This window comes from Stenotrophomonas sp. YJH_SMC_122 (assembly GCF_059369535.1).
In genome coordinates, this window is the sequence record NZ_JCAFST010000011.1 from 74,356 (window position 1) to 95,177 (window position 20,822).

At 67.5% G+C, this 20,822-nt stretch carries 22 protein-coding genes; 11 read left to right on the forward strand and 11 right to left on the reverse strand.

Annotated elements, in window-relative coordinates; all coding sequences use genetic code 11:
* Positions 1-23 precede the first annotated feature (23 nt).
* Positions 24-344, forward strand: coding sequence for a hypothetical protein (locus tag AC5P66_RS15025; protein ID WP_049414665.1), 321 nt, complete (start codon positions 24-26; stop codon positions 342-344).
* A 15-nt stretch (positions 345-359) separates the two neighbouring features.
* Here AC5P66_RS15025 and AC5P66_RS15030 read toward each other — a convergent pair whose 3' ends face one another.
* The gene (locus AC5P66_RS15030; protein ID WP_049414669.1) at positions 360-1,343 is read right to left on the reverse strand and encodes a membrane protein; all 984 of its coding nucleotides are present in this window, start codon (positions 1,341-1,343) and stop codon (positions 360-362) included.
* A gap of 138 nt (positions 1,344-1,481) precedes the next feature.
* On the opposite strand from AC5P66_RS15030, the gene AC5P66_RS15035 reads away from it, so the two are divergent.
* The 3 genes from AC5P66_RS15035 (at position 1,482) to AC5P66_RS15045 (ending at position 4,100) form a co-directional block, all read left to right on the forward strand.
* A complete protein-coding gene (locus tag AC5P66_RS15035; protein ID WP_495216475.1) occupies positions 1,482-2,447 on the forward strand; it encodes a DUF2268 domain-containing putative Zn-dependent protease in 966 nt (321 codons plus the stop codon).
* 47 nt (positions 2,448-2,494) lie between these two features.
* A complete protein-coding gene (locus AC5P66_RS15040; RefSeq protein ID WP_049414662.1) occupies positions 2,495-3,283 on the forward strand; it encodes an SGNH/GDSL hydrolase family protein in 789 nt (262 codons plus the stop codon).
* A gap of 139 nt (positions 3,284-3,422) precedes the next feature.
* On the forward strand, positions 3,423-4,100 hold the full coding sequence (locus AC5P66_RS15045; protein WP_111096621.1) for a hypothetical protein: 678 nt from the start codon (positions 3,423-3,425) through the stop codon (positions 4,098-4,100).
* A gap of 3 nt (positions 4,101-4,103) precedes the next feature.
* Here the strand turns inward: AC5P66_RS15045 and AC5P66_RS15050 are convergent, their stop codons facing one another.
* Positions 4,104-4,649: a thioesterase family protein gene (locus tag AC5P66_RS15050; RefSeq protein ID WP_049397600.1), complete on the reverse strand. Its 546-nt coding sequence runs from the start codon at positions 4,647-4,649 to the stop codon at positions 4,104-4,106.
* 69 nt (positions 4,650-4,718) lie between these two features.
* Between AC5P66_RS15050 and AC5P66_RS15055 the strand changes: the two genes are divergently transcribed.
* The 3 genes from AC5P66_RS15055 (at position 4,719) to AC5P66_RS15065 (ending at position 6,467) form a co-directional block, all read left to right on the forward strand.
* Positions 4,719-5,300, forward strand: coding sequence for a TetR/AcrR family transcriptional regulator (locus AC5P66_RS15055; RefSeq protein WP_049414658.1), 582 nt, complete (start codon positions 4,719-4,721; stop codon positions 5,298-5,300).
* Positions 5,301-5,344: 44 nt separating this feature from the next.
* The gene (locus AC5P66_RS15060) at positions 5,345-5,725 is read left to right on the forward strand and encodes a VOC family protein (protein ID WP_049435333.1); all 381 of its coding nucleotides are present in this window, start codon (positions 5,345-5,347) and stop codon (positions 5,723-5,725) included.
* A gap of 223 nt (positions 5,726-5,948) precedes the next feature.
* The gene (locus AC5P66_RS15065) at positions 5,949-6,467 is read left to right on the forward strand and encodes a hypothetical protein (protein ID WP_495216476.1); all 519 of its coding nucleotides are present in this window, start codon (positions 5,949-5,951) and stop codon (positions 6,465-6,467) included.
* A 46-nt stretch (positions 6,468-6,513) separates the two neighbouring features.
* On the opposite strand, the gene AC5P66_RS15070 is transcribed toward AC5P66_RS15065, so the two are convergent.
* The 6 genes from AC5P66_RS15070 to hutI all read right to left on the reverse strand — a co-directional run bounded on the left by AC5P66_RS15070 (position 6,514) and on the right by hutI (position 15,680).
* A complete protein-coding gene (locus tag AC5P66_RS15070; RefSeq protein ID WP_099495564.1) occupies positions 6,514-8,625 on the reverse strand; it encodes a TonB-dependent receptor family protein in 2,112 nt (703 codons plus the stop codon).
* 193 nt (positions 8,626-8,818) lie between these two features.
* The gene (locus tag AC5P66_RS15075) at positions 8,819-10,255 is read right to left on the reverse strand and encodes a serine hydrolase domain-containing protein (RefSeq protein ID WP_099495563.1); all 1,437 of its coding nucleotides are present in this window, start codon (positions 10,253-10,255) and stop codon (positions 8,819-8,821) included.
* Positions 10,256-10,403: 148 nt separating this feature from the next.
* Positions 10,404-12,071 carry a urocanate hydratase gene (hutU, locus tag AC5P66_RS15080; protein WP_049438048.1) on the reverse strand — a complete coding sequence of 556 codons (1,668 nt, stop codon included), beginning with the start codon at positions 12,069-12,071 and terminating at the stop codon, positions 10,404-10,406.
* Entirely contained in the window at positions 12,068-12,922 is an 855-nt protein-coding gene (gene hutG, locus AC5P66_RS15085) for an N-formylglutamate deformylase (protein WP_099486608.1), read from the reverse strand. Before hutG ends, hutU begins: the two co-directional genes overlap by 4 nt.
* The gene (gene hutH / locus AC5P66_RS15090; RefSeq protein ID WP_495216477.1) at positions 12,919-14,460 is read right to left on the reverse strand and encodes a histidine ammonia-lyase; all 1,542 of its coding nucleotides are present in this window, start codon (positions 14,458-14,460) and stop codon (positions 12,919-12,921) included. The genes hutG and hutH overlap by 4 nt, the downstream gene beginning before the upstream one ends.
* The gene (gene hutI / locus AC5P66_RS15095) at positions 14,457-15,680 is read right to left on the reverse strand and encodes an imidazolonepropionase (RefSeq protein ID WP_099495597.1); all 1,224 of its coding nucleotides are present in this window, start codon (positions 15,678-15,680) and stop codon (positions 14,457-14,459) included. Before hutI ends, hutH begins: the two co-directional genes overlap by 4 nt.
* A gap of 67 nt (positions 15,681-15,747) precedes the next feature.
* Between hutI and AC5P66_RS15100 the strand changes: the two genes are divergently transcribed.
* The 4 genes from AC5P66_RS15100 to AC5P66_RS15115 all read left to right on the forward strand — a co-directional run bounded on the left by AC5P66_RS15100 (position 15,748) and on the right by AC5P66_RS15115 (position 18,552).
* Positions 15,748-17,118, forward strand: a complete 1,371-nt coding sequence (locus AC5P66_RS15100; protein WP_099495561.1) for a formimidoylglutamate deiminase — start codon at positions 15,748-15,750, stop codon at positions 17,116-17,118.
* 27 nt (positions 17,119-17,145) lie between these two features.
* Positions 17,146-17,874 carry a histidine utilization transcriptional repressor HutC gene (gene hutC, locus AC5P66_RS15105; protein WP_049438039.1) on the forward strand — a complete coding sequence of 243 codons (729 nt, stop codon included), beginning with the start codon at positions 17,146-17,148 and terminating at the stop codon, positions 17,872-17,874.
* 94 nt (positions 17,875-17,968) lie between these two features.
* Positions 17,969-18,151: a type II toxin-antitoxin system HicA family toxin gene (locus AC5P66_RS15110; protein ID WP_099495596.1), complete on the forward strand. Its 183-nt coding sequence runs from the start codon at positions 17,969-17,971 to the stop codon at positions 18,149-18,151.
* Positions 18,152-18,159: 8 nt separating this feature from the next.
* Positions 18,160-18,552 (forward strand): type II toxin-antitoxin system HicB family antitoxin, encoded by a 393-nt coding sequence (locus tag AC5P66_RS15115; protein ID WP_005417308.1) that lies wholly within the window; start codon positions 18,160-18,162, stop codon positions 18,550-18,552.
* 165 nt (positions 18,553-18,717) lie between these two features.
* Here AC5P66_RS15115 and AC5P66_RS15120 read toward each other — a convergent pair whose 3' ends face one another.
* The 3 genes from AC5P66_RS15120 to AC5P66_RS15130 all read right to left on the reverse strand — a co-directional run bounded on the left by AC5P66_RS15120 (position 18,718) and on the right by AC5P66_RS15130 (position 20,807).
* A complete protein-coding gene (locus AC5P66_RS15120) occupies positions 18,718-19,722 on the reverse strand; it encodes a restriction endonuclease (protein WP_099495560.1) in 1,005 nt (334 codons plus the stop codon).
* Positions 19,723-19,958: 236 nt separating this feature from the next.
* A complete protein-coding gene (locus AC5P66_RS15125; protein WP_049438035.1) occupies positions 19,959-20,450 on the reverse strand; it encodes a phasin family protein in 492 nt (163 codons plus the stop codon).
* Positions 20,451-20,531: 81 nt separating this feature from the next.
* Positions 20,532-20,807 (reverse strand): polyhydroxyalkanoic acid system family protein, encoded by a 276-nt coding sequence (locus AC5P66_RS15130; protein WP_005417302.1) that lies wholly within the window; start codon positions 20,805-20,807, stop codon positions 20,532-20,534.
* Positions 20,808-20,822: the final 15 nt, after the last annotated feature.

The window sequence follows — 20,822 nt, forward strand, 5'->3', positions numbered from 1 at the left end:
TGTGCTCGTTCCAGATCGGTGCAATGAAAGCCATCTTCCTCGCTGCAGTGCTGTCGTTGGCCTCGATCCCAACGGCCTATTCTCAAGCGTTGCCCACAGAGCTGACGCAGCTGGGCATCGTCGCCGGCATGCCCTACGCCAAGGCCAAGCGCCTGATGGATGCGGCAGGGTGGCAGGCGAGTCCGGTTCAGGGCGCGCTTGAGTCACTCGAGGGCTTTCCGGAAGTCGGATGCCAGAAGGGCGGAAAGCAGTGTGCGACCACCTTCAGAAAGGACGGTCAACAGATCGCGGTGCGCCTGGGCACCACCCTGGCAGGGCAGCCGTTCGTGCAGGGCGCGGACTGAGCGCGCCCGTTGCGCTCAGGCAAGCGGTAACCGGTCCTGCGCGCGTGACAGCCGGTCATGCAGGTCACGCACATGCTCGGCCTTGGCATGCACCCGGGCGGTGTCGCCGAAGCTGCGCAGGTAGGTGCACGCAGCAAAGCCGGCACTCTTCTTTTCATAGTCGGCAATCCAGGCCAACCGGTCCGGGTTGTTGGCTTGTTCGGCTGACCACGCGGCCACCGGCGGCCGGATGCGATAACGCAGACCGACGCGCCACGGCTTCGGTGTCAGCCGTGCACGGAAGCAATGCTGCAACCGGCACATGCGCGCGTATAGCGGATCGGTACCCAGCGCCTTGAAGAAATCCTGCGGCAGCGTGTCTTCGGGTGAGAACGTGGCATGCATCGCCAGCACGCGCAGCCCGGCCGGCGTACGGTAGGCACGCAGGTGCCAATCGGGGTGCTGTGCGCTGAAGGCCTCCACGCGCTTCAACGCAAGTCCTTCAACGCCGCCGGCGGCGGCCAGGCGTTGCTTCCGCCGCATCAGCACTGCCGCGTTGACCAGCAGCACTGCCGCCACGCCCAGGACCAGGCCCAGCAGCCAGTGCCAGAGCAGGGTGCCGATGACTGCACCGGCAAGCAGCACGACCGCAGCGACGATCGCCGGTATCACGCAACCGGCTGGTGGCTGCGCATGATCGATGTCGGCAAACAGCACGTCGGGGCTGTTGAGGCACAACGCGCCGTAGCTGTTGCGGGTGATGATGACATCGCCATCGCGCTGCACGATCTGCTCGCGGATTGGCACACCCTCCACGCCATAGTTGCTGCGGATTTCTCGACGCGGCAGCGCCTGGCCGGCGAGGATCGCGTTGAGTGCCTCGTTGGCGCGGCGGTCGGCATGCGCCTGCGCCTCTGCAGGGCCCTCGTCGGACCAGCCGAAGCGGCGCACGACCACCGGCCGGCCACGAAAACGGGCCTGCAGGCGGGCTTCGGCCCAGTACGCGGGAACGATCATCATCGTGCGGTGCTCCATCATCCATGGCAGGTGCCTGAGTGAGTCTGGCACAGCCCCGAAGGGCCTGCATGTGCCCGCTGCGGTGGCCGGGCCGGAGTGATAGATTGCGCGCTTCGCATGCACTCCACCAGGGACGGAGCGATGTCCAGTTTCCCGCGTTGCCTGCTTGCCCTGGCCTGTGCCGGGGCGGTCGGCGCGGCGTCGGCGGCTACCCCGCCGCGGCCGCAGATCCTCACCACAGATGCCAGCCGCTTCTACGCGCTCTACGACAGCGCCGGTGGCAAGCCCAGCGTTGCCCAGCTGGCCGCTTACCTGGCCGAAGGCAGTCCGGGCCTGGGTGAACTGGCGAAGGCGCGCCGGGTCACGCCCGAACGCATGGCCGAAGCCATTGCCAGCCAGCCCGGGGTGTATGCGCAGGGCCGCAGCTGCCTGGCGGAGCTGCCGGCGGTCAAGCAGCGCCTGGTGCAGGTGTTTGGCAACCTGCAGGCGATCTATCCGCAGGCCGCGTTCCCGCCGGTGACCCTCGCGGTCGGCCGTGGCCGGCCGGTCGGGTTGACCTCGAAGAGTGGGGTGATCATCGGCCTGGAAGCGCTGTGTGCAGCCGATTTCATGAATCCCAACGTGCAGGACCGTTTCGTGCACGTGATCGCGCACGAGTACGTGCACATCCAGCAGACCGGCCTGATCGATTTCGAGCCCGGCGACCCGCATGCGACGGTGCTGCGTGTTTCGCTGGGCGAAGGCATCGCCGAATTCATCGCCGAGTTGATTTCCGGCAACGTCGGCAACAGTCGCCATGCGGCGTGGACGCGCGGCCGCGAGGTCCATATTGAAAGCGCCTTTGCGCTGGATGTGGACAGTACCGATCTGTCGCCGTGGCTGTACAACTACAAGCCCGGTTCGCAGGAGCCCTATGACCTTGGGTACTGGGTGGGCTACCGCATCGCCAAGGCCTATTACCTGCAGGCCAAGGACAAGCGCGATGCGGTGCGTGCGCTGATCCAGCAGGACAACCCGAAGGCAATCCTGGCTGCCAGTGGCTGGACGCCCGGCATGTGGATGCCGGCCAACGTGACCGGCGTGGCCGCGCCGTCGGCGGCACGTTGAACGCAGGCCGGGGCGCTAGACTGCCACCCTGAACCGGGAGAGTCTCCATGCGTATTCCTGTTGTGCTTGCCGGAACGTTGGCCATCGCCTTCGGCATCGGCGTGACCGTTCCGGCCGTGGCCGCCGAATCGGGCGCGGTCAATCCGTTGCTGCTCAAACCTGTAGAGCAGCTGCGCCCTGATGAGATTCGTTTCATGCAGCAGCGCCTGGCCGATTGGCCGCAGCTGCAGCACTATCGTGAAGCCAACGCACGACTGCCTGCCGCCGTACCGGGGCAACCACGCGTGGTGTTCTTCGGTGACTCGATCACCGAAGGCTGGGGCAGGGAAGGCAGCGCGGCGTTCTTTCCCGGCAAGGGCTGGCTCAACCGCGGCATCAGTGGCCAGACCACGGCGCAGATGCTGGTGCGGTTCCCGCAGGACGTGCTGGCACTGAAGCCGCAGGTGGTGGTGATCCTGGCCGGCACCAACGACATTGCCGGCAACACCGGCCCGTCCACGCAGGCGATGATTGAAGACAACCTGCACGCGATGGTGGACCTGGCACGCGCGCATGGCATCGCCGTGGTGCTGGCATCGGTGCTGCCGGTCAGCGAGTACCCGTGGATGCGGGGCATCACGCCTGCGCCGAAGGTGCGCGCGTTGAATCATGCACTGAAGCGCTATGCCGAGGCGCAGCAGCTGGTCTATCTGGACTACTACACGCCGATGGCCAATGCCGCTGGCGGATTGGATCCGCAGCTGGCCGAGGATGGCGTGCATCCCACCGCAAAGGGCTATTCGGTGATGGCACCGTTGGCGGAGGACGCAATCAGGCGCGCAATGGCGCCGGAGTAGGCACAGCGCCGCAATGCACAGCATTCAGCCCGTCGAGGTAAAGTGGCCCGAAGCCGGCCACGCAGCGTGGCCTCCAGGGACGATGGGGTGGGTGATGCGGAAGGGAATCCAGGGATGGCTGCGCCGCAGCGGCGCAACGATGGCACTGCTGCTGGCGGCCGTGCCGGCGTTCAGTGCAGACACGGCAGCGCCTTCGCCGCTGACGCGTGAGCCGGTGGCCGGAGTTTCACTGGCCGAATGGACCGCCCGCTGGTGGCGCTGGACCGACAGCCTGGGCGGCGCGCCCTATCTCGACCCGGATGGACGAGTCTGCGATCTGGGCCAGGAGGGCCCGGTCTGGAACCTGGCCGGCACCAATGGCCGTTTCCGGCCACATCGCGAATGCGTGGTGCCAGCGGGCAAGTACCTGTTGCTGCCGATCATCAACATGGCGCAGTTCCAGACAGACGAGCAGGTGCCCTGCAAAGAGCTCCAGGCAGGAGCGGCGGTCAACAACGATTACCTGATCAGTGCGGTGGTGCTGCTGGATGGCCAACCCCTGGGCGACATGCGCATGCATCGGGTCCGCAGCGAAGGCTGCTTCCGTATGGATGCCGATGACGCAGACTCACGGCTGGCCGCCGCCGACGGATACTGGGTGATGCTCAAGCCGTTGCCGCCGGGCCGGCATACCCTCAGCGTGGGCGCCAACTACGGCGTGCCGGAGGGTGGCGCGTACAGCCGCATGCGGCAGTCGTTCGAGTACGTGCTGCACGTGGGAGGGCGCACCCAGGTCGTATCGCGCGAACTGCACGCGGTGCCGCTGGCCGCCCCCTGAAGCTCAGGCATCGTCCTGCTTCAACGCCGCATCGGCCGCCAGCAGCGCCTCGGCGGCTGCACTGAGCGGCGGCGAGGGCGGGGCAACCACGCCGATCGCCTCCATCATCTTCGGCATGCCCAGGAACTGGCGCGCGCGACGGTCGTAGATGCCGGTGACCAGCAGCGCACGGGTGGCGATCTTCTGCTCGGGTCCGATCAGCACGCGCTGCTCCATGATGCCGCGCGAGCCGACCCAGCCCACCAGGCGCGTTTCCAGGGTGAAGCGCTGGAACGGCTTCAGCTCGCGACGGAACTGGATGGTGCCGGCACCGACGATCGGTGCCCACTTCTCGCGCAGTGCCACCCGGCCCAGACCCATGCGCAGGATCAGGTCCAGCCGGCCCAGGTCGAAGATGTTCCAGTAGCGGCCGTTGGTCATGTGCAGGTTGCTGTCCAGGTCGTTGGGCAGTACCCGGAACTGCAGCCGCGAGACCCCGAACGGCGCCTCCAGCTTCGGCCGGAACAGGCTGCACAGCAGCAGGTGGAGCAGGCGGAACCAGAGATTCATGGCTATGACGACTGTTATAGAATCGCCGGTACGCTAATCTATGACGATTGTCTTAGCAAGGAGCCCGCCGTGAGCCCGCGACCCTCTGATGCGCCACAACGGGTGATGGATGCCGCAGCACAGATGCTGGCGCGGGTGGGCCTCAATGCCACCAGTATCCGTGAAGTGACCAAGCTGGCCGAGGCGCCGTTGGGTTCCACCTACCATCACTTTCCCGGCGGCAAGCAGGAGCTGCTGGCGCGCGCCACCCACATGGCCGGCGACAAGGTGGAGGTGCTGCTGATGGAGCTGCTGGAGGGTGGGGCGGTGCAGGGCCTGCAGCAGTTCCTGGCGATCTGGCGCGAGCGTCTGCTGCGCTCAGAATTCCGCGCCGGCTGCCCGGTGCTGGCCGCTGCCGTGGAGGAACCGGTCGAGGCGGTTCCCAGCCAACCGCGCGCGGCCGCCGCAGCGGTGTTCATGCGCTGGCAGGGGCATCTGGCCGCAGCCTTCATTGCCGACGGCCACCAACCTGCTGTGGCGGATGGGCTGGCCAGCCTGGTGATCGCCAGCGTGGAAGGCGCCGTGGCAATGTGCCGCGCACTGCAGGACATTGCCCCGTTTGACCAGGTCGCAGCGCAGTTGCTGAAGGCCGCCGCGCCACCTGCGCGCTAGAATGCAACCGAACGCGCTACTGCGTGCCCGGCAAGGATGTCCGCATGTTGCACCACCTATCCCTCGGCGTTCGTGACCTTGATATCGCAGGCCGCTTTTATGACGCCGCGCTCGCCGCACTCGGGTACCGCCGGGTGTTCGAGGACGAGACCGCGATCGGCTATGGGGTGGTCGATGATGAAGACGCGTTGTGCCTGAAGCTGCGTGATGACGCCGCAGCGCCGGGCCCCGGCTTCCACCTCGCGTTCGCTGCAGCGTCCGCAGCGGCGGTGGATGCCTTCCACGCAGCAGCCATGGCCAACGGGGGCGCTGACAATGGTGCGCCCGGACTGCGCCCCGATTACGGTGACTTCTACTACGCCGCGTTCGTGGTCGACCCCGAGGGCCATCGCATCGAGGCGGTGACCAAGGCGCGGCCGGCGTGAAGCAGCCGGGCATTCCGGCGCCAGCCCGCTGAAGCTGCCAATCGCATGCCGTAGCGCGGCATGGCCCATACCGGGCTGGCGATCGGCCAGCGCCCGTCCGGCCCTGGTACTCCCCAAGCCGTAGAGGCACGCGCAGTTTTCGATCCTGCCCGGCTCTGCGCTATGATCCGCCGGGGGCCTCGGAACGTGGCCCGGCATCAACCACCCTGACAAGGACAAGCGCATGGATGTCGCTGCACGCAGGAACAGGACGTTGTTTCGTTGGATCATGGCGGCACTGCTGGCGGTACTGATGCCGTTTGCAGCGCTGGCACAGCCCGCAGCCGGGCAGGCCGATGGCGCCGACGTCGCCACTGCCGCGGATGAGGCGCAATGTCGCGCCTGCACTTATGAGCGCATCGGGCCCAAAGTCGATATCGGGCTGGTTGCACTGGTGTCGCTGCTGGTGGTGGGTCTGCTGATCGCAGCGTCGCGGGAATGGGGCACCACGTCGCAGCGCTGGACCTGCCGCACGCTGGCTTTGTTGCTGGTGGGCATCGGCCTGGCGTTGTTGTGGTGGGCTGGCAGCGTCGTCTACCTGGGCTACAACCCGTGGCAGGAAATGGCCGCCCCCGGCGATGGTTCCCTTGCCTCGACACTGCTCAACACCTCACCGAAGTGGCTGGCGGCGCTGGTGTTGATTGGTTTCGCGCCTTCCATCTGGAAGCGCAGCGAACGCTTGCCGGCGTGGCGTATCGGCTGACCCTGGAACGATGGCGCCGGATCACGCCCGGCGCCGCCTGCTGCGATCAGTCAAAGCGCCAGCGCACGCCCGCATAGACGCCACGGCCTTCACCCGGGGTCGAGCGGGCGACATCCCTGCCAGCATCGTCGTAGCCCGGCGTGACTGTGGCCGCGTAGTGGCGGTTGCCGATGTTGCGCATCTCGGCCCAGGCCTGCCAGCGGCCACCGGGTGCGTCGTAGCCGATGCGGCTGCCGAAGATCACATGGCTGTCGGCCCAGTAGCTGTTGGCATAGTCCACGGCAATGCGCGAGGCGTATTCGGTATTGAGCGCAGCGTACAGGCCGGACGCATGATCGAAGCGCAGCTCGGCCTGGTAGGTGTGGCGCGGCAGGCCGGGCAGGCGGTTGCTGCCGAAACGCGCGTCGTGGCGGTAGCGGAAATCGCTGAAGGTATAGGCCTGGCGAAGCGACAGGCGGCCCGGTGCAGCCTGCCACAGCGTGCTGTCCAATCCGGCTTCGATGCCGCGGTGAACGGTGGGGCTGGCGTTGTTTTCTGCGATGAACAGGTTCGGCACCGGCTGCAGTTCCACGCTAAGCAGCTCGTGATTCACATGCGCGTAGTAGCCGGTCAGTTCCCAGCGACCCAACGCCGCATCACCGCGCGCACCCAGTTCCAGCGTGGTGGCGGTCTGGTTCTGCATCGGCACCGGCGCGCGCTGACGGCCGGTAGACGGGCCATTGCCCGGCCCGAAGTACTGGTTCGAACCCCAGATCATCGACCACGGATGTGGCGCCTCCACCGAGCGGCTGAGGTTGCCGAACCACTGCGTCTGCGCGCTGTGCTGCCAGGTGAAGCCCAGCCGCGGCGCGTAGTCCCAGTCGCGGTCGCGCAGGCGGCCGCCGCTGCTCGGCCAGGTCACCTGAACATCGCGGCGGGTGTTGATCAGTGCCAGCCCAGCCTGCATGCGCAGGCGGTTATTGAAGGCGAGGGTGTTGCTGACGTGCAGTGTGCTGTCGGTGCCGTGGTGGCGGAAGTCACGCGTGCGCGTGCCGGCGGCATAGCCGTTGCTGGCAAAGCGCAGCGACTCGCGCACGTCGGCATCCAGGTCGTGGGTGACGCGCAGGCCGACCATTGTCTCGCTGTCCAGGCCGAACAGCCTGTGGCGGCGGCGGTAGTCCAGCGTGGCGTTGAGGTTGGCGTAGTCCAGCTGCTGCCGGTACAGGCTCTCGTTCAAGTCCATCGGGTAGGTGTGGTAGACCAGCCCGGCCTGCAGCGAGGAATCCTCATCGAGCTGCAGCGTGGTGACGTTTCCCACCCAGGTGCTGCCCGGCTGCGGGCGACGCGCATTGATGGCCAGGTTGGCCGCATTCGCGGCGTGTGGATCGTTGCGGATCTGGTCGCGGGTCAAGCGACCGGGCGTTTCATGATTGGTTTCGCGATAGCGCACGAAGAAGCGCGTCTGCAGGGCGGGCGTGATCTGCCAGCCGATGTTGGCCATCGCGCCCTTGCCGTCGCCGCGCGCATGGCGCTGGTAACCGTCGAACTCGGTATCGGTGTAGGTCAGGAAGTAGTCGACATCGCCGCTGACGCCACCCCAGCTGAGGCCACGCTTCTGATAGCCACGGCTGCCGGCTTCGTAATGCAGCTGCACGCCGGCCGAATCGCGACCGCTGCGGCTGACGTAGTCGATGGCACCACCCAGCGCGAGCGCGCCGCGCTCGAAGCCGTTGGCGCCGCGCAGGACTTCCACGCGCGACAACCACAGCGGTTCCAGCAGCTCGTAGGGCGTGCCGCCCGGGCCGGTCAGTGGCAGACCGTCGATCGACACCGCAATGCCCGAGGCATGCGCGCCCGGGCCCCGGTTGATGCCCGAGCCACGGACCGAGATCTTGGTGCCTTCGTTGCCCGGCGACTGCGCGCTGATGCCCGGCTGGAAGGCCAGCACATCCGCACTGGTGGACAGTCGGCTGTCGGCCTTGGCCACGTCGATGACGTTGCTGGCGCCGGCTACGCGCTTCAGCGTCTCGCGCGCCTGCGCGCTGGCATCGGCGGCAGCGGTGACCTGCACGGCATCGAGGGTGGTGGCCTGCGGGGCGGCGGCGGCGGTGGAAGCTAGGGCGAGGGAAACAGCCAGGAACAGCAGCGACGGGTGAGGGCGGTACGACGGAAGCGACATGCGGGAATGCTGTAAACTACGAAAGTGGCGCGCAAGTTAACAGGTCGGCGACCCCGCGTCACCAGCCGGCGGCGTATGGGCTGCCCGCCGTGTCCTGTAGAGCCGAGCCCACGCTCGGCCATCCTGCGCAGCGCGGGTTGTCTGCCATCGCGGCGAAGAGCAGCCGAGCATGGGCTCGCCTCTACAGCAGGGTTCATGGCGAGGGTTTCGCCAGCGTCTTCGACTTTGCGTAGAACTGATCAGCTGCTTCCTTCTCGCCCAATGCCGCATGACACTCGGCCAGGCTGTCCCACACATTGGCCGAATCCGGATACAGCTCGCTGTTGAGGGCGAATACCTTCAACGCCCTGCGTGCACCCAGGCTCTGGCGGATGGCATAGCCGCTGGCGTTGATCGCACGTTCCAGCTCGCTGCCGGTCACCCGATTGTTATCGCGCAACCAGCTGCGTATCGCCCGCGCAGCGCCTGCATCATCATCCAGCGCATACGCGACCAGCCGCTCGGACAGCACCGCGTGCGGAAACTCCTGCGGCGCCGCGACCGCCATCGTGCTCTCCACCAAGGTGCTGGACCAGACATTGCGGGCGCTGCCGTTGGTCAGGTACACGAACACCCAGTAGCCGTCGGCCAGCGTGCCCTTGTAGGCCAGCCGCGCACGTACACGGGTGCCGCCATCATGGCCGACCTGGGTGTAGCCGTCGCTGCGGGTGGTATCCCAGCCAGTGGAGAAGAAATTGCTGCCGCCACCGCTCAGTTTCTGCGGCTGCCAGAGCTTTTCCAGGGTCGCCGTGCGGACCAGCTTGCCGGTCGCCAGCGCCTGCAGGAAACGGTTCATGTCTCCCACGGTGGTCTGCAGGTCGGCATGGCCCCAGCCGTAGTTGGGCCAGGGATCTTCATTGGCCGGTTGCAACGCGCCATCCTTGCCGATGTACGGCACCGCCGCGCGACGGGCCGGCACGCTGGCAACGCCCCACGAGGTGCTGGTCATCTTCAGCGGCTGCAGGATGCGTTCGCGTGCGATGGCAGGGTAGGGCCTGCGGTAATGCGCTTCAAGCAGCGCCGTCAGCACCAGGTAGTTGGCCTGCGTGTACTGCACGCGGCTGCCGGTGGCGAACTGCATCGGTGCGGCGGCGGCCACCTTCAACGCAGCCGCAAGATCGGGGGCTACTTCGGCATAGCCCTTGCTGACCCAGCGGTTGTCCACGCGGTCGTAGTACTCGGCGATTCCGGAGCTGTGGTTGAGAAAGTCGCGTACGTGGATCGCCTGCCACGCGGTCGGCAGGTCCGGCACATAGCGGCTGGCCGGCGCATCAGGATCCACCTTGCCCTGATCGACCAATTGCATCACCAGCGTGCTGGTCAGCAGCTTGGCCATCGACTGCGCGGCGAAGATCGTATCGACAGTGGCAGGCGCATGGGTGGCGGGGTCACGTTCGCCGCTGGCGCCCTGGTACAGCACCTGACCGTTGCGGGCGACCAGTACGGCTTGGCCGGCGATGCCGTAGCGTTCGCGGTTGGCCTGCAGCTGGGCGTCGAGCCGGGTAGAGAGAGCGGTGGGCACGTCACGCGCCGAAGCAGGCGGAATCACCCATAGCGTGCAGAGCAATGCGGCAGCGAGCGTGCGGTACATCGCGGTGATCCATCAGCGGTGATGGCGCATGTTGGTGACGACGGAAGAGCGGGTCAAGGGCACCGATTCCCGCATCAGGGAGAGCCGGCCAGCGGCCGGCACTACCACACGTTCCGGTAGTGCCGGCCGCTGGCCGGCACCCCTGCGATCAGCCCAGGATCCCCGGCAGATCCAGTCCCTTTTCCTTCGCGCAGTCGATCGCGATTTCATACCCCGCATCCGCATGGCGCATCACGCCGGTGGCCGGGTCGTTCCACAGCACGCGGCCAATCCGCTTGGCGGCCGCCTCGGTGCCATCGCAGACGATCACCATGCCGGCGTGCTGCGAGAAGCCCATGCCGACGCCGCCACCGTGGTGCAGCGATACCCAGGTCGCGCCGCTGGCGGTGTTGAGCAGGGCGTTCAGCAGCGGCCAGTCGGAGACCGCGTCGGAGCCGTCGGCCATCGCTTCGGTTTCGCGGTTCGGCGAGGCGACGCTGCCACTGTCCAGGTGGTCGCGCCCGATCACCACCGGCGCCTTCAGTTCGCCGTTGGCCACCATCTCGTTGAACGCCAGGCCAAGTCGATCACGATCACCCAGGCCGACCCAGCAGATGCGCGCCGGCAGGCCCTGGAACTTGATCTTCTCGGCCGCCATGTCCAGCCAGCGGTGCAGGTGCGGGTTGTCCGGAATCAGTTCCTTTACCTTGGCATCGGTCCTGGCGATGTCTTCCGGGTCGCCGCTCAGTGCCGCCCAGCGGAAGGGACCGATGCCGCGGCAGAACAGCGGACGGATGTAGGCCGGCACGAAGCCGGGGAAATCGAAGGCATTGGCCACGCCTTCTTCCAGCGCCATCTGCCGCAGGTTGTTGCCGTAGTCCACGGTTGGTACGCCCAGCGCGTGGAAGCCGAGCATGGCGCGGATGTGGTTGGCCATCGAGGCACGCGCGGCCTTTTCCACTTCCTTCGGAGCACTCACACGCTTCTCGTCCCACTGTTCGACCGTCCAGCCCTGCGGCAGGTAGCCGTTCACCGGGTCGTGCGCGGAGGTCTGGTCGGTCAGCAGGTCCGGCTTCACGCCGCGCTTGAGCAGTTCGGCCAGCACGTCGGCCACATTGCCCAGCAAGCCCACCGATTTCGGCGTGCCGGCCTTGCACGACTCGTCGATCAGGCGCAGCGCTTCGTCCAGATTGTCGGTCCAGGTGTCGAGGTAGCCGGTGCGCAGGCGCATGTCGATGCTGCTCTTGCGGCACTCGACGGCCAGGCAGGAGGCGCCGGCCATCACGGCAGCCAGCGGCTGTGCGCCGCCCATGCCGCCGAGGCCGCCGGTGAACAGCCACTTGCCGGTCAGGTCGCCACCGAAGTGCTGGCGGCCCATTTCCACGAAAGTCTCGTAGGTGCCCTGCACGATGCCCTGGGCGCCGATGTAGATCCAGCTGCCGGCGGTCATCTGGCCGTACATGGCCAGGCCCTTCTTATCCAGCTCGTTGAAGTGGTCCCAGTTGGCCCAGCGCGGCACCAGGTTGGAATTGGCGATCAGCACGCGCGGCGCATCGGCGTGGGTGCGGAACACGCCCACCGGCTTGCCCGACTGCACCAGCAGGGTCTGGTCATCGTCCAGGCGCTTGAGCGTTTCGACAATGGCATCGAAGCTTTCCCAGTCGCGTGCGGCGCGGCCGATGCCGCCGTACACCACCAGTTCCTGCGGTCGTTCGGCCACGTCCGGGTGCAGGTTGTTCATCAGCATGCGCAGCGGCGCTTCAGTCAGCCAGCTCTTGGCGTTGAGCGTGGTGCCGGTCGGCGCGGCGAGGGTGCGGGACGGGTCGTTGCGGGTCATGCGGCGCTCCGGTTCGTAGCGAATTCAAGGCAGGCGTTGAGCACCTGCGCCAGGGTATGGCGCAGCGGTGCGGCGTGGTCGGGGTCGAGCGGGGTGGGCCAGCTGTGTTCGTCCACCTGGTCCGGCAGGGGCTCGTGCATGTAGCCACGGCAGGCCAGCTCCATCTGCAGGCTGTGCACACCGCCGGCGATGTTGCTGTAGTGGCGGGTGATCCAGCCGCCCTTGAAACGGCCGTTGCGCACCTGGCTCATGCCACTGATCTTCAGCAGGTTCTCCACCACGTCGCTCAAGGCGTTGTCGCAGGACGTGTCCGGTGCACCGGAGGGGCCAGCGGTGCCCAAATTGAACTGCGGCAGCTCGCCGTCGAACAGGTGCGGGATGTGCGAGCGGATCGAGTGCGCGTCGTACACCACCACGGTGCCGTGGCGCGCACGCAGGCGCGCGATCTGCGCAGCCAAGGCATCGTGGTAGGGCAGGAAATAGGTGTCGCGGCGACGCGCGATCTCCGCGTCGTCCGGTTCGCGCCCGGCGTGGTACAGCGGCTGGTTGTCGAAGGTGGTCAGCGGGCACAGGCCGGTGGTGTTCTGGCCCGGGTACAGCGACACGCCACTGGGATCACGGTTGAGGTCGATCACCGAACGCGAGATCGCCGAGCGCACCGTGGTCGCGCCCATGCCGCGCACGAAGTCGTACAGCTCGTGCACCCACCAGTCGGCATCGCGACGGGCCAGCCACGGCGAGTGGTAGTCGCCGATCAGGTCGTGCGGCAGCTCGCTGCCGGTATGCGGGAAGCTGACGATGAGGGGGGCATCGCCCTCGTGCACCGTCAGCCAGTCGGGATGGGCACTCATGCCCGTGGTTCCACAGTCGGCAACAGATCGGCAAGGCCCTGCGCCAGCGCGCCGCTGCGCACCAGATTCGTGGCGGTCACCATGTCCGGATGGAAGTAGCGGTCTTCTTCCAGTGTCGGCACCTGCGCACGCAGGGTGGCGCGCACGCTTTCCAGCGCGGCACTGGAGCGCAGCGGGGCGTGGAAGTCGCAGCCCTGTGCGGCGGCCAGCAGTTCGATGCCGATCACGTTGGCGGCGTTCCCGGCCATCTGCATCAGGCGGCGTGCGCCGTGCGCGGCCATCGACACATGGTCTTCCTGGTTGGCCGAGGTCGGGATTGAATCAACGCTGGCCGGGTAGGCCCGCTGCTTGTTTTCCGAGACCAGCGCCGCGGCAGTCACCTGCGGAATCATGAAGCCGGAATTCAGGCCGGGGCGCGGGGTCAGGAACGCCGGCAGGCCGGACAGCGCCGGGTCCACCAGCATCGCCAGGCGGCGCTCGCTGATCGAACCGATCTCGCACACCGCCATCGCCAGCATGTCGGCCGCGAAGGCCACCGGCTCTGCGTGGAAGTTGCCACCGGACAACGCGTCGCCGGTATCGGTGAACACCAGCGGATTGTCAGAGACGCCGTTGGCTTCGATTTCCAGCGTGGTCGCGGCCTGGCGCAGGATGTCCAGCGCCGCGCCCATGACCTGCGGCTGGCAGCGCAGGCAGTACGGATCCTGCACGCGCACGTCGTTGTCACGGTGCGATTCGCGGATCTCCGAGCCCTGCATCAGCGCGCGCAGCGTCGCGGCGGTGGCGATCTGCCCGCGCTGGCCGCGGATGGCGTGGATGCGCGGGTCGAACGGCGTGTCCGAGCCCTTGGCCGCTTCCACCGACAGCGCGCCGGTGACCAGTGCGGCCTGGAACACGGTCTCGATCTCGAACAGGCCGGCCAGCGCGTAGGCGGTGGAGAACTGCGTGCCATTGAGCAGCGCAAGGCCTTCCTTCGCGCCCAGTTCGATCGGCTGCAGGCCGGCACGTGCCAGCGCATCGACCGCCGGCACGCGCTCGTCACCGATGAAGGCTTCGCCCACGCCCAGCATCACGCTGGCCAGGTGCGAGAGCGGCGCCAGATCGCCCGAGGCACCCACCGAGCCTTGTGCCGGCACTACGGGCAATACGCCCTTGACCAGCATCGCTTCGAGCAGCAGCAGGGTTTCCTCGCGAACGCCCGATGCGCCCTGCGCCAGGCTGACCAGCTTCAGCGCCATCATCAACCGCACCACGCTGGCCGGCATCGGCTCGCCCACGCCGGCGGCATGGGAGAGCACGATGTTCCGCTGCAGGGTGGCCAGGTCTTCGCGCTCGATGCGCACGCTGGCCAGCTTGCCGAAGCCGGTGTTGATGCCATACACCGGTGCGCCCTTGGCCACGATGGCGGCCACCGCCGCAGCGCTGGCGCGCACCACCGGCAGCGCGGCCGGGTCCAGTGCAAGCGGCGCACCGCGATAGACCTGCCGCCACTGGGCGAGAGTGACATGGCCGGGGCGAAGAACCAGGGTGTTGCTCATGCGTTGCTCCAGGAGGCAGGCAGGTCGGGCTGCCCGCGCACCACGCGCGCGTGCAGCGGGTTGAATCCAATGCGATAGACCAGGTCGGCGGGCGCATCGATGTCCCAGATCGCCAGGTCGCAGTCCAGGCCCACGGCCAGGCGGCCGATGCGATCGCTGCGTCCGAGCGCACGCGCCGCTTCACGGGTGAAGCCGGCGATGCACTCGTCCACGGTCAGGCGGAACAGGGTGGCGCCCATGTTCATCGCCAGCAGCGGGCTGGTCAGCGGCGAAGTGCCCGGGTTGCTGTCGGTGGCCAGCGCCAGCGGCACGCCGGCCGCACGCAACGCCGCGATCGGCGGCAGGGTGGTATCGCGGGTGAAATAGAAAGCACCGGGCAGCAGCACGGCGACGGTTCCGGCAGCGGCCATCGCGGCGATCCCGGTATCGTCCAGATGTTCGATATGGTCGGCCGACAGTGCACCGAAGCTGGCCGCCAGTTCGGCACCGTGCTGGTTGCTCAGCTGTTCGGCGTGGATCTTCACCGCCAGTCCGTTCGCGCGGGCGGTCTCGAACACCTGCCGCGCCTGCGCGGGCGAGAACGCGATGTTCTCGCAGAACACGTCCACCGCTTCGGCCAGGCCTTCGGCGGCGATGGCCGGAATCATCACCTCGCACACCTCGTCGATGTATTCCTGTGCCTCGCGGCCCGGCGGAGTCGCGTGCGCGCCAAGGAAGGTGGTGACCACGTTGACCCGGCATTGCTCGCCCAGCGCGCGCGCAACCTGCAGTTGCTTGCGTTCGTCGGCCAGGGTCAGGCCGTAGCCGGACTTGATCTCGAGGGTGGTTACGCCCTCGGCGCGCATCGCCAGCAACCGTGGCCGGCTTTCGCGGGCCAGCTGTTCCGGCGTGGCGGCGCGGGTGGCGCGCACGGTGGAGACGATGCCGCCGCCGGCTCGGGCGATCTCGGCATAGCTGACGCCCTGCAGGCGCTGCTCGAATTCGTTGGCGCGGTTGCCGGCGTAGACCAGGTGGGTGTGGCAGTCGATCAGGCCGGGCGAGATCCAGCGGCCTTCGCCATCGATGCGGGTGGTCGGCTGCAGGTGGGCATCGCTGCCGGCCCGGCCGACGTGGATGATGCGGCCGTCGGCGCAGGCCAGTACGCCATCGCGGATGACACCCAGGCCCTCGCCGTCGAGGGTGATCAGGTGGACGTTGGACCAGAGGGTATCGACGTGCATGGCATCCACAACGCGGCTGTGCTTATATGTCTATACAATATAGGCGTCCATTTCGGGTTGTCCAGCCATGTCCGATTCGCGTTCCCCGCACTGCTTCCATGCCGCCCATGCCCTGCTGGCCGACGGCTGGGCCCGTGATGTCCGCCTGCAGGTGCAGGACGGTCGTATTGCGGCGATCGGTACGGGGCAGGGCGCCCAGCACGGCGACACCCGCGTCGGCATCTTGGTGCCGGGCCTGCCCAACCTGCACAGCCACGCGTTTCAGCGTGGCATGGCCGGCCTGACCGAGATCGGCGGCGGTGACGGTGACAGCTTCTGGAGCTGGCGCGAGCTGATGTACCGCTTCCTGGCCCATCTGCGCCCGGACGCGGTGCAGGCCATCGCCGCCCAGGCCTATATGGAAATGCTGGAAGGCGGCTTCACTCGCGTCGGCGAGTTCCATTACCTGCACCACGATGCCGACGGCCGCGCCTATGCCAATCGTGCCGAGATGAGTGCACGGATTGCCGCCGCCGCCGACCAGACCGGTATCGGCCTGACCCTGCTGCCGGTGTTCTATGCCCATGCCGATTTCGGCGGGGCGCCGCCGAACCCCGCGCAGCGACGCCTGATCCACGACGTGGACGGCTTCGCGCAGCTGCTGGATGCCGCAAAGCCGGTATTGGCCACGCTGCCTGACGCGGTGCTCGGCATCGCCCCGCACAGCCTGCGCGCGGTCACCGGCGCAGAACTGAGTGCGTTGCTGCCGCTCACCGATGGCCCGGTGCACATCCATATCGCCGAGCAGGTGCGCGAAGTCGAGGCCTGCCTGGCCTGGAGCGGCCAGCGCCCGGTGCAGTGGCTGTACGACCACGCGCCGGTGGATGCGCGCTGGTGCCTGGTGCATGCCACCCACATCACCGATGACGAGCGCGCGGCCATCGCCGCCAGCCAGGCCGTGGCCGGTCTGTGCCCGATCACCGAGGCCAACCTGGGCGACGGCCTGTTCCCGATGCAGGCGTTCGCGCGCGAGGGCGGTCGCTTCGGCGTCGGTTCCGATTCCAATGTGCTGATCGATGCGGCCGAAGAACTGCGCCTGCTTGAGTACGGCCAACGCCTGGCCCTGCGCGGGCGCAATGTGCTGGCCCCGGATGCCACCCGCAGCACCGGTCGCTTCCTGTTTGAAGGCGCCCTGCACGGTGGCGCACAAGCCCTGGGCGTGGCCGCTGGCCTGCAGGTCGGTGCCAGTGCCGACCTGGTCGAACTGGACGCCGCGCACCCGGCGCTGCAGGCGCGACAGGACGACGCATGGCTTGACAGCTGGGTGTTCGCCGCACGTAATGGCGCGCTGCGATCGGTCTGGCGCCATGGCCGCCAGTGCGTGGCCGAGGGCCGCCACCTGCAGCGCGAGGCGATCACCACCGCCTTCGCCGCCGCCCTGCGCGGCGTGCTGGGCTGATCGCCTCCGCCACCGGGACCTCATTACGTGAAGGCAAGCAAGTCCGCCACGCTCAACCAGCGTATCCGCAGCGATCTGGAAAGCCGCATCCTCAGCGGAGAGTGGGCGCCGGGCTTCCGTATTCCGTACGAGCACGAGCTGATGGAGCAGTACGGATGCTCGCGGATGACGGTGAACAAGGTGCTGACCGCACTGGCCGAGAGCGGCATGATCGAGCGCCGCCGTCGCGCCGGTTCATTCGTGGCGCGTCAGCCGCCGCACCTGGAGCAGGTGGCGCTGGAGATTCCGGATATCGCGATGGAAGTCGGCTCGCGCGGCCATCAGTACGCGTACCGCCTGCTGCAGCGCGAGCTGCGTCTGGCCGACGCCGGCAATGCCGGTGAAGTGGAGCTGGCCGGCAGCGAGAAGCTGCTGGCGATGCGCTGCCTGCACCTGGCCGATGGCCGTCCGCTGGCGCTGGAGCATCGCCTGATCAGTCCGGTGGGCGTGCCCGAGGTACTGGAAGTCGATTTCAGTACCACCGCGCCGGGCAGCTGGCTGCTGCAGAACGTGTCCTGGACGCGCGCGCAGCATCGCATCAGTGCCTGGGGTGCGGACACCGCCACGGCCAGGCTGCTGGACGTGAAGCCGGGCACCGCCTGCCTGGTGATCGAGCGCCTGACCTGGCGTGGCGATCAGCCGATCACCCGCGTGCGCCAGGTATTCCTCGGCGACGCGTGGGACCTGGTCGCGCGCTTTGCGCCAGGGGCACGCTAGGGGTTCCATCCACGCATGGCGTGGATCTACTGGTCCGGAACGGCTGTCGTCTTGAACTCTGTTGGTGCGTGTGTACGATGTGTATCGTCCCTGCATGAAGAGCAGGGGCCTCATCCGGGATCTGGAGGCGGCAGGTTGGACCTGTTGCAGGATTCGTGGATCCCATCATGTATTCGTGCACCCGCAGCGGCCTCACATCATCACCGTGCCTCACCCCAGAAAGGATCTGGGCAAGGGGCTGGTGCTGGCGCTGCGGAAGCTGGCAGGACTGACGTAGGAGGTCCCATGCGCTATCCAGTCTTGATTGAGGCGGGCGATGAACGCACCGCGTGGGGTGTCATCGTTCCCGATCTGCCGGGGTGCTTCTCGGCAGCCGACACGCTTGACGATGCACTCAGCGCGGCCGAGGAGTCTGCGCTTGCCTGGATCGATGCGGCCCTGGATGAGGGGCGCTCGATTCCCAGTCCTTCTGCGCCACAGAAGATCGTCGCCGAGGCTCCCAGTGGTACGGCCTGGATTCTTGCCTACATCTGCATTGATCCATCTCTGCTGGACGACACCATCGAGCGGGTCAACATCAGCCTGCCGCGTCGCATCCTGGCCAGGCTGGATGCGCAGGCCAGGGCGGCCGGCGAATCCCGCTCCAGTTACATCGCCCATCTCGCAGCATTGGGCTGAGCGGGCGCCTTGTAGAGCCCAGCCCATGGTCGGCTGCTGTTCGCGCGTTGCGCGATGAGTCGAGCGTGGCTCGACTCTGCAAAGGCATCCACGCATGGCGTGGATCTACCAGAGATTCGTGTGTCGGGATTCAGTAGATCCACGCCATGCGTGGATGCTGCCCCATCAATACGTGGCGCACTGCCGCCAGCGTACCGGCTCATCCACGCCGGGCCGGGCATTGAGCTGGATGCGCACGTTGCGAAGGGCGGGGTAGTGCAGCACTTCCTCGCAGACCAGCGGCCAGACCCTTTCCAGTTCACCGGTGCGGTTGATCGCCAGCGTCTGCCGGGTCAGCCAGACACCGCTGGCGATGCCGGGCTTGCCGGCCAGGGCGCGCGCCAGATCGGCTTGGAAGCGCTCCAGCGTGGCGGCATCCGGATTGGGATTGCTGCGCGCGTCGGCCGCCGGGGCGACGGCAGGCGCGGGAGCGGGGGCGGCCGGGAGCACTGCCGCGATGCCAGCAGGTTCCGCCGCGGGCGCGGGCGAAGGCGTCGCCACCACCGGTGCCGCAGCAACCGGCGCGGCCTCGTCCACACGCAGGCCCTGCAGGCCCAGGCCAACCAGCAGCCCCAGCGTTGCCGAACCCAGTGCGGCGATGGCGATGCGGCGCAGCGCTTCGTGCCGGGCGCTGGCGCGCACGCGCGCTTCGATGTCGCCGGGCAGGTAAGGCTGCAGCAACGGCCACAGGCGCGGGCCGTCGAGCACTTCAACCGCCTGCTTCTCGGCGGCGCTGCGGCCGTCGCGCTCGATGCGGCCTTCAGTCAGCAGCACGCCGCCCTTGGCCCCGGCCAGACGCGCGGCCGCACCCAGCTCGTTCACCGCGGCGGTGCCGATGCGGTAGGCCAGGCCATGCTTGCACGACACCAGCCAGTGGTTGGGGCCATCGCTGAGCATGAAATCGCTGCTTGGCTCGCGGGCTTCTTCCGCCGGATCGATCAGCTCACGCAGGCCGCGCTGTTCGCGCAGCATGCGCTTGACCAGAACCGAGAATTCGCGCCAATGCATGCCCGCCAGGGCCTGCAGGCCGAGCTGCATCTCCTTCTGTCGCCGCTTGACCCACCACAGATAGACAACGGCCAGGGAACAGCTAAGCAGGGCCGACAGCAGGGCCAGGATCCAGGGGAGCATGCAGGAGTAGGGCGGAAGGGGCGAAAGCGGAGAACGACAGTGTAAAGGTCGCGGTGCCTGGCCGGGTCAGGAGGTTCCTGACAGAAAGCGTGATGGAGCGCGCAGATCGGCGCACAGCGGGCACGAAAAACCCGCCAATCCTGAAGCCGTGAGGGGAGGGAACAAACGGCAGCCGAAGCGATTGGCGGGTTGCTCGCGATTGTCAATCAAATTTTATTGCATTGCAACAATCGTGGTCAGGGCACGCTGTCCGGCGACTGATGGCTGCCCGGAGCAGGGGCGTCGGCGCCGGACGCGGCGCGGTTTTCCAGCTTGGCCAGGCGCGCGTGCAGGGCATCGATGCGCGCCTCCAGCGCGGTCACTTCATCGGCGGTGGGTACATGCAGGCGCTTGAGTACGCCCTGCACCTGGTCATCGAAGGCCTTCTCCACCTTGTTCCAGGTGCCGGAGGCCTTCTCGCGGGCCTCGTCCAGCGAGGTCTCGACATTGTCACGCCAGCCCGGGCCCTGGTCGCCGTTGCGTTCACGGCGGCGGGCTTCCCAGGCTTCGCCTTCCTTCACCAGGCCATCGAAGAAGCGGCTGCCCTCGGCCTGGGCGCGACCCAGCGCACCCAACCCGGCCAGCCAGACCTGCTGGGCCGAATCGCTCAGCTTGCGCGAGAAGCGCTCGGCCTGGTCACTGAAAGAGGCATCGTCGTTGCGGCGGTCGTCGTTCTCATAGTGGTTCATCGCACTTCCCGTGGGAGTTGGGCCTGCCCCCGAGAGTAGCGCGCAGCGGCGTTGCACGGCCGTGACGGCCGCCGCCGGGGTTCAGCCCAGCTTTTCCTTCAGCACACGCTGGATCTCGCCCTCGACCATGCCCTTCATCGCCGACAGCAGGAAACCCAGCTTGGCGGTTACGCGCACGGCGCCCGGCTGCAGTTCGATCGCACCGTCCACGCCGCTGCCGGAGAAGTTCAGTACGTCGGCGGTCCAGGACGACTTCAGGCCAAAGCGCTCGGACAGCTTGGCAGCGACCTGTTCGATCGCGGCGCGCGCCTGTGCATCGGGCAGGGCGTGGGCGTGGCGGACATCGATGGTGGACATGCAGGCTCCTGGCGC